The 11876-nt window shown below is 71.7% G+C and carries 13 protein-coding genes; 10 read left to right on the top strand and 3 right to left on the bottom strand.

Annotation, left to right across the window (positions count from 1 at the left end; genetic code table 11):
- Nucleotides 1-55 precede the first annotated feature (55 nt).
- Nucleotides 56-2584: an alpha-glucan family phosphorylase gene (gene glgP, locus ACLJQM_RS31595; protein ID WP_410633991.1), complete on the top strand. Its 2529-nt coding sequence runs from the start codon at nt 56-58 to the stop codon at nt 2582-2584.
- A gap of 1 nt (nt 2585) precedes the next feature.
- Here glgP and ACLJQM_RS31590 read toward each other — a convergent pair whose 3' ends face one another.
- Complete coding sequence (locus ACLJQM_RS31590; RefSeq protein WP_360774627.1) at nt 2586-2822, bottom strand: hypothetical protein; 237 nt, start codon at nt 2820-2822, stop codon at nt 2586-2588.
- A gap of 337 nt (nt 2823-3159) precedes the next feature.
- Between ACLJQM_RS31590 and ACLJQM_RS31585 the strand changes: the two genes are divergently transcribed.
- From ACLJQM_RS31585 to ACLJQM_RS31570, 4 genes are all read left to right on the top strand, one after another.
- On the top strand, nt 3160-3987 hold the full coding sequence (locus ACLJQM_RS31585; protein ID WP_360774624.1) for a hypothetical protein: 828 nt from the start codon (nt 3160-3162) through the stop codon (nt 3985-3987).
- Nucleotides 3988-4004: 17 nt separating this feature from the next.
- Nucleotides 4005-4310, top strand: coding sequence for a hypothetical protein (locus tag ACLJQM_RS31580; protein ID WP_360774621.1), 306 nt, complete (start codon nt 4005-4007; stop codon nt 4308-4310).
- Between the two features lie 19 nt (nt 4311-4329).
- Complete coding sequence (locus tag ACLJQM_RS31575; protein ID WP_360774833.1) at nt 4330-4926, top strand: putative T7SS-secreted protein; 597 nt, start codon at nt 4330-4332, stop codon at nt 4924-4926.
- Nucleotides 4927-4989: 63 nt separating this feature from the next.
- Complete coding sequence (locus tag ACLJQM_RS31570) at nt 4990-5976, top strand: LLM class F420-dependent oxidoreductase (RefSeq protein WP_410633990.1); 987 nt, start codon at nt 4990-4992, stop codon at nt 5974-5976.
- Here ACLJQM_RS31570 and ACLJQM_RS31565 read toward each other — a convergent pair.
- Nucleotides 5973-6368, bottom strand: coding sequence for a rhodanese-like domain-containing protein (locus tag ACLJQM_RS31565; protein ID WP_410633988.1), 396 nt, complete (start codon nt 6366-6368; stop codon nt 5973-5975). The genes ACLJQM_RS31570 and ACLJQM_RS31565 overlap by 4 nt on opposite strands.
- Nucleotides 6365-6925 carry a cysteine dioxygenase gene (locus ACLJQM_RS31560; protein WP_410633987.1) on the bottom strand — a complete coding sequence of 187 codons (561 nt, stop codon included), beginning with the start codon at nt 6923-6925 and terminating at the stop codon, nt 6365-6367. The genes ACLJQM_RS31565 and ACLJQM_RS31560 overlap by 4 nt, the downstream gene beginning before the upstream one ends.
- A 341-nt stretch (nt 6926-7266) precedes the next feature.
- Here ACLJQM_RS31560 and ACLJQM_RS31555 point away from each other — a divergent pair, with 341 nt between their 5' ends.
- Genes ACLJQM_RS31555 through ACLJQM_RS31535 form a run of 5 tightly spaced genes read left to right on the top strand, consistent with a single transcriptional unit; the run spans nt 7267 to nt 11863 of the window.
- Nucleotides 7267-8088, top strand: coding sequence for an ABC transporter ATP-binding protein (locus ACLJQM_RS31555; RefSeq protein WP_360774608.1), 822 nt, complete (start codon nt 7267-7269; stop codon nt 8086-8088).
- Between the two features lie 55 nt (nt 8089-8143).
- Nucleotides 8144-8923, top strand: coding sequence for an enoyl-CoA hydratase/isomerase family protein (locus tag ACLJQM_RS31550; RefSeq protein ID WP_410633985.1), 780 nt, complete (start codon nt 8144-8146; stop codon nt 8921-8923).
- Nucleotides 8924-8927: 4 nt separating this feature from the next.
- Entirely contained in the window at nt 8928-9893 is a 966-nt protein-coding gene (locus tag ACLJQM_RS31545) for a class I SAM-dependent methyltransferase (protein ID WP_247013658.1), read from the top strand.
- 1 nt (nt 9894) lies between these two features.
- Nucleotides 9895-11061 (top strand): THUMP-like domain-containing protein, encoded by a 1167-nt coding sequence (locus tag ACLJQM_RS31540; protein WP_410633984.1) that lies wholly within the window; start codon nt 9895-9897, stop codon nt 11059-11061.
- A 37-nt stretch (nt 11062-11098) separates the two neighbouring features.
- Nucleotides 11099-11863, top strand: coding sequence for an HAD family acid phosphatase (locus tag ACLJQM_RS31535; RefSeq protein ID WP_360774598.1), 765 nt, complete (start codon nt 11099-11101; stop codon nt 11861-11863).
- Nucleotides 11864-11876: the final 13 nt, after the last annotated feature.

Genomic DNA, 11876 nt, shown 5'->3' with positions numbered 1-11876 from the left:
ATCCCCGAACTACTGCCTGCGCACGACGGGCCGCGGCCCGATATCGTCGCTTCCCATGCGTGCAGTCCGCCGGTTCACCGTCCGCGCCAGTCTCCCGGAGTCCCTGTCCGGCCTCGGCGCGCTGGCCACCAACCTGCGCTGGACCTGGCACCCGCCCACGCGTGACCTGTTCGCGTCGATGGACGCCGAGCTGTTCAACGCCGTGCGCGACCCGCTGCGGATGCTCACCGCGCTGCCGCCGGCCCGGCTCGACGAGCTGGCCGTCGACGACGACTTCCTCGCGCGCGCCCGCGCCGCGGCCGAGGACCTGCAGCGGTACCTCGACGAGCCGCGCTGGTACCAGCAGCGCGGCGACGCGGACCTGCCGCCCGCGGTCGCCTACTTCTCGATGGAGTTCGGCGTCACCGAAGCCCTGCCGAACTACTCCGGCGGCCTCGGCGTGCTGGCCGGCGACCACCTCAAGGCTGCCTCCGACCTGGGCGTGCCGATGGTCGGCGTCGGGCTGCTCTACCGCAACGGCTACTTCCGGCAGTCGCTCTCGCTGGACGGCTGGCAGGTCGAGCACTACCCGGTGATCGACCCGAACGCGTTCCCCCTGGAGCTGCTGACCGCGGGCGGGCGGCCGGTGCTGATCGGCGTCGCGATGCCGGGCGGGCGCGAGCTGTGCGCCCAGATCTGGCAGGCCCGCGTCGGGCGCGTGCCGCTGCTGCTGCTCGACACCGACGTCGAGGCCAACGACGAAGACTTGCGCGGCGTCACCGACCGCCTCTACGGCGGCGACGCCGACCACCGGCTGCGGCAGGAGATCCTGGCCGGCATCGGCGGGTTCCGCGCGGTGCGCAAGTACTGCGAGCTGACCGGCCACCCGCAGCCGATGGTGTTCCACACGAACGAAGGCCACGCGGGTTTCCTGGGGCTGGAGCGCGCCCGCGAGATCGTGCAGGCCGACGGCCTCGCGTTCGACGAAGCCATGCCCGCTGTCCGCGCCGGGACGCTGTTCACCACGCACACCCCGGTCAGCGCGGGCATCGACCGGTTCCCCGTGGACCTGGTGCAGCGTTACTTCAACGACGGCAGGCTGGTGCCGGACATCGACCCGAGACGGGTGCTCGCGCTCGGCGCCGAGGACAACCCCGGCCTGTTCAACATGGCGCACATGGGCCTGCGGCTGGCGCAGCGCGCGAACGGCGTCTCCCAGCTGCACGGGCGCGTCACGCGGCGGATGTTCTCCCGGCTGTGGCCCGGCTTCGACCACGACGAGGTGCCGATTTCGTCGGTGACCAACGGCGTCCACGGCCCGACGTGGGTGGCGCGCGAGCTGAGCACGCTGCTCGGCCGCGAGTGGGGTCTCGACGTCGGCGAAGGGCCGTTGCGCGACGGCGTCTCGGACGCCCAGCTGTGGGGGCTGCGGCGCGAGCTGCGCGAGAAGCTCGTGCACGAGGTCCGGCGCCGGGTGCGCGCGGCGTGGCTGCAGCGCGGCGCGTCCCCGCTGGAGCTGGGCTGGGTGGACTCGGTCTTCGACCCGGACGTGCTGACGGTCGGGTTCGCCCGCCGCGTCCCGACGTACAAGCGGCTGACGCTGATGCTGCGCGACCCCGAGCGCCTGCGCACGCTGCTGCTCAACGAGGAGCGGCCGCTGCAGGTCGTCGTGGCCGGCAAGTCGCACCCGGCCGACGAGAACGGCAAGCAGCTGATCCAGCAGATCGTCCGCTTCGTCGACGGCGCGGACGTCCGGCACCGGATCGTCTTCCTGCCGGACTACGACATGTCGATGGCGCGCTACCTCTACCGCGGCTGCGACGTCTGGCTGAACAACCCGGTGCGCCCCCTGGAGGCGTGCGGGACGTCGGGCATGAAGTCGGCGCTGAACGGCGGCCTCAACCTGTCGATCCGCGACGGCTGGTGGGACGAGTGCTACGACGGCAGCAACGGCTGGGCGATCCCGACCGCGGACGGCGTCACCGACCCCCTGCGCCGCGACGACCTCGAGGCGGCGGCGCTGTACGAGCTGCTCGGCCAGCAGATCGCCCCGCTGTTCTACGACCGCTCGGCCGACGGCGTCCCGACCGGCTGGCTGTCGATGGTGTGGCACACGCTGGAGACGCTCGGCCCGCGCGTCCAGGCGTCCAGGATGGTCCGCGAGTACGTGGACAACGGCTACCTCCCGGCTTCCCGCATGGTGGCCGAGGCAACGGGCGACGGCTACCGCGGCGCGCTGTCCCTGGCGGACTACCGCACGAAGCTCGAGGTCTCCTGGCCCCGCCTGCGCATCTTCGACTCGGAACTGCTGGTGGAGCAGACCGAGCCGCTGGTGGTCGGCACGGAGGTGACGATCCGCGCCCGCATCGACCTGGCCGGCCTGAACCCGTCCGAAGTGGACATCCAAGCGGTGGTCGGCCAGGTGGCCGACGACGACGAACTCCGCGACGCGGTGACGGTCCCGATGACGGAGGACGGCATCGGCGCGTTCGCGGCCCGCTTGAAGCTGCCGAGGCCGGGGTCGATCGGGTACACCGTGCGGGTGCTGCCGAAGCACGGGTTGCTGGCGACGCCGGCGGAACTGGCGCGGGTCGTGCTGGCCTGAGTCACCAGTACGGCGGCGGCACCACGGGCCCGGCGAAGGGCGGCGGAATCCGGTGCGGCCCCGACGGCGGCGGCGGAAGCACGGGCCGGCCCGTGCGGTAGGCGTACTCGACGGCCTGGAGCCGGGCTTCGAGTTCGGCGACCTTGCGGTCGCTTTCGTGCTCCTTCGGCCGCGGCAGCCACGCCGACACGCGTGCGGTGACCAGGCTGCCGACCAAGCACGCGAGAATCGCGATCAAGATCAATTCCACTGTGGTGCTCCCGTTGTCTTGCGGCCGCCGGAGAACGGGCCGTCGAAACCAACGTACGTGTGGTGATCCATTGTCGGGCCGCTGATCTGCGCTTTCGCCAGAAACAAGTCAAGGACGACCGTACGGTTTGGACTCTTGCGCTATTCCGCTTGACGAGTTTTTGGCGAGAGTGGTGCCGGAAAGTTGTCCAAGATCTGTCAAGAAGTTGGCGGAAACCCTGGTGGTGCCCGGTTTTGAGTGGCGACACGCGTGGGTAATGGAGTTGTGCGCGCGGTTTGCACGACCTTTATGATGCGGACTCCGTTCTGGATGCTGGGGAGTGACGATGGCCGGGCGACACCCGACTGCGGATGGAGGCAAGGACCCCGGACTCCTGCGCGCGGAAAACGCCGCCAGCCGGTTGCACAAAAACGCCGGTGTCCGGGGCGCGGGCCTGCCGGGGAAGCTCGGTGCCGATCTGCGCCGGATTTGGGCGATCGAAACCGAGGCCCCGCCCGTGCGGGTCTGCGCGATCGTGTGCCTGCGGTTGCTGCAGGTGCTCGACTCGATGGTCGAGCCGAAGCCCGAACTGGTGCACGCCGCCTACAACATCGGGCCGGAGCCGCTGTCGGCGAACTTGGGCACGCGGCTCGAGAGCCTCCCGGGCCGCTCGGCCCGGAGCCACACCCGCGACCTCGAGCACTTCCAGGAGGCCCTGTACCTGAGCCTGCGGACGCCCAAGTCCCCGTTCGGCGAGCGGGAGATCATCCGGGCGCAGCAGCGGCTGGCCGGCCGGACCGTGCCGCCGCCCAGTCCCATCGAGGGCTTCCACGCCAACGCGGACGACGTCGTCCGGTGGTTCCTCGACCAGTCCTGGTGCGCGCCGGCGGACCTGGCGCGGGAACCGATCGTCGTCGACCTCGGCCCGCGCGGGGCCTGGCTCTGCGTCTTCCGCGACGAGCACACCCTGGCCGGCTACCGCGACGCCGTCGGGTGCCACTGGCCCAGCGGGCTCCAGGCGACCGGCCGCGAGTTCGTCGGCCGCGCCGGCCGGCGCGCCACGCCCACCGGGCTGCTCGTCGACCCGAGCGCCCGCCGCGGCACCGGCGCCGAGCGGTCGTTTTCGCTGCCCCCATCGCTGATCGCCGAGCTGAGCCCCGGTTCCCCGGGCTGACCCGAAGGACGACCTGAATGAACGGCTTCGAAGCCGACCCCGCGCTGCTGCGGGCCGCCGGCCTCCGGATCGGCGCCCAGGCGGCCGGCACCGGCCGGTCCGAACTGGGGTACAAGGCCAAACCGGAGCAGGCCGGCGACGTCCTGCTCGGCCGCGCGCTCGCCGACCTGCAGGAGGCGTCCGCGCGCGCGGCGAAGCTCGTCTTGGGCGAGGCGCGCGAGCTCGGTGCGCGGTTGGAGCGGGCGGCGGGCCAGTACGCCCGCCAGGACGAGAACGTCCGCGACATCCTCGGCCGCTCCGCTACCGGCACCGAGCTCGGCTGAGCGGCGGGCGAGCACCGTGATGTGGGACGCCGGCTGGTCGCCGGGCACGATCAAGCTGGTCCGGGGCGAAGCCACGCGGCTGGGGGAGCTGGCGCGCGCGTTCGACGCCCTCGACGCCGAGCTGCGGCTCCTCCTGCCCGAAGGCTGGGCGGGCCGCGCGTACGACACCTTCTCGGACACGCGCGGCCGGCTGGCCAAGCACGCGCGCTCGGTCGCCGATGCGCACGAGACGGCGTCGCAGGCGCTGGAGGACTACGCCGACACCCTGGCCGAGCTGGCCGAGCGGCGCCGGTACGAGCAGGCTTCCGACGGCCTCGCCCGGCTGGAGGTGCAGCGGGTCGAAGCGGCCGCGCAGGCGGAGAAGGCCTGCCGGAAGGCTGCCGAAGAGCTCGACGGGGTGCGCCCGGCGCTGCCCGAACTCGCCGCGGCCGCGGTACCGGCCCCGCCCGGACCGGCGGGCGACCGGGGCGGGCTGCCGTTCCTCCGGGAGAGGCGGCCGGCCGGTGCCGAGCGCGAGCGCGAAGACCCGCGTCTCGGCGACGTCGACCGGGCCGGGTACCGCTCCGCGCTGCAGGAGCTCTGCGACGCCGTGCTCGACCACCTTTCGGCCGCCTGACCTGGAGTTGCTCCAGCCCGAAATCGTTGCGCGCTCCGCTTCCCCCGGCGTTAGGTTGGCTGCATGCGCTTCGGAATCTTCGTCCCGCAGGGCTGGCGGCTCGACCTCGCCGGCATCGATCCCGCGGACCACTGGAAGACCATGCTCGGCCTCGCGAAGCACGCGGAGGCCGGGCCCTTCGAATCGATCTGGGTCTACGACCACTTCCACACCGTGCCGGTCCCCACCGAGGAGGCCACGCACGAGGCCTGGTCGCTGATCTCGGCCTTCGCCGCCGCGACGGAGACCGTGCGGCTCGGGCAGATGTGCACCTGCATGGGGTACCGCAACCCGGCCTACCTCGCCAAGGTCGCCGCCACCGCCGACACCATCGCCGGCGGGCGGGTCGAGATGGGGATCGGCGCCGGGTGGTACGAGCACGAGTGGCGGGCCTACGGCTACGGCTTCCCCGGCGCCGGTGAGCGGCTCGGGCAGCTCGACGAGGGCGTGCGGATCATGCGCGACCTCTGGACGACCGGAACGTCCACACTGGACGGCAAGCACTACCGGACCGACGGTGCCATCCTGCGTCCGCTGCCGCCGCAGGAAGGCGGGATCCCGTTGTGGATCGCCGGTGGCGGCGAGAAGAAGACGCTCAAGATCGCCGCGAAGTACGCGAAGTACACGAACTTCGCCGCCGATCCGGAGACGTTCACCCGCAAGTCGGAAATCCTCGCGCAGCACTGCAAGGACGTCGGCACCGACTACGACGCCATCGTGCGCTCGGCCAACCACAACGTCGTGCTCGGGGAGACCGAGAAGGACGTCCAGGACAAGCTGGCCTGGCTGAAGTCGCACCTCGACAAGTACGCCCCGGCCGAAGCCGCCGAGCGCTGGCACGGCAACTTCGTGAACAGCCCGACCACCGGCACGCCCGAGCAGGTCACCGAAAAGCTCGCCGCGATGGGCGAGCTCGGTATGTCCTACGCGATCTTCAACTTCCCCGAAGCCGCGTACGACCGCTCCGGCATCGACCTGTTCACCGAGAAGGTCGCACCCGCGCTCGCCTAGGGCACCGCGGGGCTGCCGCCGGTCTGCACGGGCAGGCCGGCGGCGGCCCACGCGCGGAAGCCGCCTTCGAGGTCCGTCGCGTTCGGCAGGCCCAGCCGCTGGAGGTCGGCCGCCGCGAGGCTCGACGAATAGCCCTCGTTGCACAGCACGATCACCGTCGAGCCGGCCGTCACCGACGGCAGCCGCCATTCGCTGTCCGGGGCCAGGCGCCACTCCAGGTGGATCCGCTCGACGATCACCGCGCCCGGGATTTCGCCCTCGGCCTGGCGGTTCTGATGCGGCCGGATGTCGACCAGCAGCGCACCCGCTTCCTGCAGTTCGCGGGCGCGCGGAGGAGCCACCCGGTCCAGCCCGGACCGGGCCGCGGCGAGGAACGAATCGACAGCGCTCATGGCCGGACGATAGCGGGCAGCGGCGGGATTTCCGCCGGGACGTCGGCGAGCGTCGTGTACTCGCGCGTCGCGACCAGCGGCGGCGAGTACGCGTGGACGCTCGCCGCGGGCTGGTCGCCGGCGCCGGTGACCTGGTGGGCGCGGCCGGCGCCGAAGCCGAGACCCTGGCCCGCGACGTGCGTGCGGCGCCGGATCGGGCCGCCGGGGTAGCGGTACTCCTCGCCGATCTCGCCCTGCAGGACGGTGAACGAGCCGGACGCGCCGCCGTGGTCGTGCGGCTTCGTGTGCTGGCCGGGCAGCCACGACAGCAGCCACAGCTCGACGCCGTCGGTGAGGGCCAGCCGGGCCCACCACCGCCGGTCTTCGTCGAAGCGCAAGATGCTCCGCAGGTTCGCGGTCAGCTCGGTGGTGACGGTGGCGGTCAGGTCGGCCAGCTCACGCGGGGTCCAGAGCAGCCGCGACGGGTGCAGCAGCTCGGGCAGCAGCGGGTCGGTCAGCTGCGGGTCGGTCAGCTGCGGGTGGATCTCGACGGGCGGGCGGACGATCGAAGTGGTCAACGCGGGTGCTCCTCGGACGCGAAAGGTGATTCGGGACACGGGGGCAGCGCGGCACGCGCACGCGTCGAGAAGCCGTGAAGAGGACGCGTGGGATCAGCGGAGCCGCGCCCGCGTACACCCGGCCGAGGCGACGAGGAGCAGGTCGATGGTGCGACGGCGCCAGAACGAACCCCGGGTGACTCCGGTGGCGGGCGCGTCGGCTGACATGCCAGTGATCGTGCCACAACTCCGGCGCGAGCTGCTCTCCCGCGATGCTGCGTTCCACGAAGTGGGCACGCTCCGACCTGCCGGATCGCCCACTCACCCGGGCGGGTGCGCACGCGCGCGCGACGACAGACAGAATGGGGCTCGTGAGCGAGCCGATCCAGCCCAGCGAACTTGACGACCTCGTGGTCCGGATGGCCGGTGTCGGCGTCCGCCGGGGGACCAACGACCTCCTCAAGGGCCTCGACTGGTCCGTGGAGCTGGACGAGCGCTGGGTGGTGCTCGGGCCGAACGGCGCGGGCAAGACCACCCTCCTGCGCCTCGCCGCGGCCGAGCTGCACCCGACGACCGGCGAGGTCGACCTGCTCGGCGAGCGCATCGGCCGGGTCAACATCTTCGACCTGCGCCCGCGCATCGGCTTCACGTCGGCGGCGATCGCCCAGCGCGTGCCGGGCGACGAGCTGGTCAAGGACGTCGTGGTCAGCGCCGGCTACGCGGTGCTCGGCCGCTGGCGTGAGGAATACGACACCCTCGACACCGCCCGCGCGACCGAGCTCTTGGACGCGATGGGCATCGGCAACCTCGCCGAGCGCACCTTCGGGACGCTGTCGGAGGGCGAGCGCAAGCGGGCCCTGATCGCGCGCTCCCTGATGACCGACCCGGAGATGCTGCTGCTCGACGAGCCGGCGGCGGGCCTCGACCTCGGCGGCCGCGAAGACCTGGTCGCGCGGCTCTCGGCGCTGGCCCTCGACCCGGACGCGCCGGCGCTCGTGCTGGTCACCCACCACGTCGAGGAGATCCCGCCGGGGTTCACCCACGCGCTGCTCCTCCGCGACGGCGGCGCGGTGGTCTCCGGCCTCGTCGACGACGTCATCACCAGCGAAAACCTGTCGAAGACGTTCGACCAGGACCTCGTGCTGGAGCGCTCCGGGGATCGCTTCTTCGCCCGCCGTCGCTAAGCTGACGCTTACCGGCCGGTAGCCTGCTGGCACTTCGTCAACGAGGAGGATGGGCGTGGGAGAGTTCGCAACCCTGGAGGTCAAGGACGGGGTCGGCACGATCCGGCTCGACCGGCCGCCGGTCAACGCCCTGAACGCCCAGGTCACCGCCGAGCTCGCGGAGCTGGCGAAGGAGGCCACCGAGCGCGACGACGTCCGCGCGGTGATCCTCTACGGCGGCGAGAAGACCTTCGCGGGCGGCGCGGACATCAAGGAGATGGCCACCCGCACGTACCCGGAGATCGCGAAGTTCGGCGCCACCCTCACCGGCACCCTCGCGGCCATCGCGAACATCCCGAAGCCGGTCGTCGCGGCCGTCACCGGCTACGCCCTCGGCGGCGGCCTCGAACTGGCGCTGACCGCGGACTGGCGCGTCGCCGGCGACAACGTCAAGGTCGGCCAGCCGGAGATCCAGCTCGGCGTCATCCCCGGCGCGGGCGGCACCCAGCGCCTGGCGCGCCTGATCGGCCCGAGCAAGACCAAGGACATCGTCTACACCGGACGGTTCGTCAAGGCCCAGGAAGCACAGCGCCTCGGGATCGTCGACCAGGTCGTCGCCCCGGACGACGTCTACGCGGCCGCCCACAAGTGGGCGGCCCAGTTCGCGAACGGTCCCGCCGTGGCGCTGCGCGCCGCGAAGGCGGCCATCGACGGCGGTCTCGACACCGACCTCGCGAACGGGCTCAAGCTCGAATCGCACCTGTTCGCCGCGCTCTGGGCGACCGAAGACCAGCGGAACGGCATGAAGTCGTTCATCGAAAACGGGCCCGGCAAGGCCACTTTCGAAGGGAAATGACGCCTTGACCGACGTGAACGACCCGGCCCCGAACCCGCACGCCACCGCGGAAGAGGTCCAGGCGGCCTACGCCGACCCCAAGCTCGCGAATGTGCTGTACCACGACTGGGAAGCCGGCACCTACGACGAGAAGTGGTCGATCTCGTACGACGAGCGCTGCATCTCCTACGCCACCGACGTGTTCAACGCCGTCGCGGGCGACGACGGCCAGCCCTACCAGCACGCGATGGAACTGGGCAGCGGCACCGGTTTCTTCCTGCTGAACCTGATGCAGGGCGGCGTGGCCAAGAAGGGCTCGGTCACCGACCTCTCGCCCGGCATGGTCCAGGTCGCGCTGCGCAACGCCGAGAAGCTCGGCCTCGACGTCGACGGCCGGGTCGCCGACGCCGAGCGCATCCCGTACGACGACAACACGTTCGACCTCGTCGTCGGGCACGCGGTGCTGCACCACATCCCGGACGTCCAGGCGGCGTTCCGCGAGGTGCTGCGCGTGCTCAAGCCGGGCGGCCGGTTCGTCTTCGCCGGCGAGCCGACCAAGATCGGCGACTTCTACGCGCGCAAGCTCGGCCAGTTCACCTGGTTCCTGACCACCCGCGTGACGAAGCTGCCGGTGCTGAGCGGCTGGCGGCGCCCGCAGGAGGAGCTCGACGAGTCCTCGCGCGCGGCCGCGCTGGAAGCCGTGGTCGACATCCACACGTTCGACCCGTCGGAGCTGGAGTCGTGGGCCCGCGGGGCCGGCGCGCAGGACGTCCACGCGGTCACCGAGGAGTTCGCCGCGGCGCTCGCCGGCTGGCCGATCCGGACGTTCGAAGCCGCGGTGCCGCCGGAGAAGCTGACCGTGCGCTGGCGGCTGTTCGCCTACAAGCTGTGGCTGCGGCTGTCCGCTGTGGACAAGAAGGTGCTCGCGAAGGTCCTGCCGCGCGAGCTGTTCTACAACGTCATGATCACCGGGACCAAGCGGCCGTCCTGAATTGGGATATTCGTTCAGCCTCGGCGACGTCGCCTACCTGCGCTCCGGCGCGGGGACGGCGGCGCTCGCCGAGGTTTCGTCGCTGCCGCTGACCGACCGGATCGCGTCCGTCGCGCAGGTGCGCCGCGTCGTCGGCGAGGAGCGCGCGGCCGCCGTCCTGGAAACGGTGCTGCTGCGGCGTAAATCGGTGTCCAAAGTGGATGCCGGCGGCTGGCTGTTCACCTCGGACGCGCTCCAGCAGGCGAGCGCCACCCCGGTCGCCCGGCACCGGGCCGCGCGGCTGGCGGGGCTCGACGTCCACGACGTCACCTGCTCGGTGGGCGCCGACCTCGTCGAAATTGCGCGGGTGGCCCGGCGCGCGCTGGGGTCCGATGTGGACCCGGTGCGCCTGGAAATGGCCCGGCACAACGGAACGACGGCCGGTGTCCCGTTCGGACTCGCGCGCGCCGACGCGCTGGCGCCGGTGAGCCGCTCCGGCGTCGTCGTCGCCGACCCCGCCCGCCGCGACTCCGCCGGACGCCGCGCGTGGAAGCCCGCCGACTTCGCCCCGCCGCTCGACGGGCTGGTCGAGGCCTATCCGGGGCGTCCGCTGGCGATCAAGTGCGCGCCCGGCCTGGACTTCGCGCTGACGCCGTGGGCCGACGAGGTCGAGCTGGTCTCCCTGGACGGCCAGGTCCGCGAGTCCTGCCTCTGGCGCGGACTCGGCGAGGGCGTCACCCGCCGGGCGACCGTGCTGCGCTCGGACGGGACACAGTGGACGGTCACCGACGCCGAACCGGACGAACTGCCCTCGCGGGCACCGGGGGAGTGGATCGTCGACCCCGACGGCGCCGTGGTCCGGGCCGGGCTGGTCCGCCACTACGCGGCACGGCACGGGTTGTGGCAGCTGGACGAGCGCATCGCCTACCTCACCGGTGACACCCCGCCGCCGGGCGTGCGGGCGTTCCGGGTGCTGGAACAGGCGCCCTACAGCGAGAAGGCGCTCAAAGCCGTCCTCAAGCGACACGACGTCGGGCGGCTGGAGATCCTGATCCGCGGCCTGGACGTCGACCCGGACGCGTTGCGCCGCAGGCTGAAGCCGCGCGGCGAAACGGAAGCTTCGGTGGTTTTGACGCGGATCGGCCGCGCGCCGACGGCTTTCGTCTGCCGAGCCGAACGCGTGACGTAGGTTTCCCGGGTCGTTCGCATCTTCGTGGGAGGTTCCCGTGCTCCGGAACTGGTCAGGTCTCGTCAAGCTCGCCGCCGCCGCGGCCATCGGCGCCACCGTCGCTTCGGGAGCCACCGCGCTCGCCGGCTCGGACGACGCGACCGCCGCCCGCGCCAAGGAACCGGCCAACATCGGCCAGGTCAAGAACGACGTCAAGGCGTACTACGGCGACTACCTCGACGCCGCGGGCAAGCACCACTACTCGGACACGAGCCGGTTCGTGAAGGACACCGGCCGGGTCGTCTCCGACGCGAAGCGCTTTCTCCAGCAGCAGCTGGGCCGCGTGAAGAACCCGGCGGTGGTGCTCGACGTCGACGACACCTCCGAAGTCACCTACGGCTGGGAGGCCGACAACGACTTCGGCTTCGACCCGGTCAAGCAGCAGCAGGCGATCGACAACGGCACGTTCGTCGCCAACAAGCCGGTGCTGGAGCTGGCCAACTGGGCCGCGCAGCACGGCGTCAAGGTGTACTTCCTGACCGGCCGCAACGAGCTGCAGGGCCCGCAGTCGCTGAAGAACCTGGCCAACGAGGGCTACCCGGCCCCGGCCGGCGCGTTCTTCAAGCCGAAGGTGACCGCGCCGGACTACCTGCCGTGCGGGCTGACCTGCACCACCGTCCAGTACAAGTCGGGCACGCGGGCGCACATCGAGGCGACCGGCGCGAAGATCGTGCTGAACGTCGGTGACCAGTTCAGCGACCTCGAAGGCGGCTACGCACTGCGCCCGGTCAAGCTGCCGAACCCGATGTACTACCTGCCCTGACGCGGAATAACCG

The sequence above is a fragment of the Amycolatopsis sp. cmx-4-83 genome (assembly GCF_046548815.1).
GTDB classification, from domain to species: Bacteria; Actinomycetota; Actinomycetes; order Mycobacteriales; family Pseudonocardiaceae; genus Amycolatopsis; species Amycolatopsis pretoriensis_A.
This window is presented reverse-complemented; position numbering and strand designations above follow the sequence as displayed.

Bases quoted from the DNA above. Each gene is read 5' to 3' on its own strand.
- ACLJQM_RS31565 (WP_410633988.1), bottom strand. From the start codon at position 6,368: ATGAGCGCTGTCGATTCGTTCCTCGCCGCGGCCCGGTCCGGGCTGGAC.
- ACLJQM_RS31580 (WP_360774621.1), top strand. From the start codon at position 4,005: ATGAACGGCTTCGAAGCCGACCCCGCGCTGCTGCGGGCCGCCGGCCTC.
- ACLJQM_RS31585 (WP_360774624.1), top strand. From the start codon at position 3,160: ATGGCCGGGCGACACCCGACTGCGGATGGAGGCAAGGACCCCGGACTC.
- ACLJQM_RS31570 (WP_410633990.1), top strand. From the start codon at position 4,990: ATGCGCTTCGGAATCTTCGTCCCGCAGGGCTGGCGGCTCGACCTCGCC.
- ACLJQM_RS31555 (WP_360774608.1), top strand. From the start codon at position 7,267: ATGGGGCTCGTGAGCGAGCCGATCCAGCCCAGCGAACTTGACGACCTC.
- glgP (WP_410633991.1), top strand. From the start codon at position 56: ATGCGTGCAGTCCGCCGGTTCACCGTCCGCGCCAGTCTCCCGGAGTCC.
- ACLJQM_RS31575 (WP_360774833.1), top strand. From the start codon at position 4,330: ATGTGGGACGCCGGCTGGTCGCCGGGCACGATCAAGCTGGTCCGGGGC.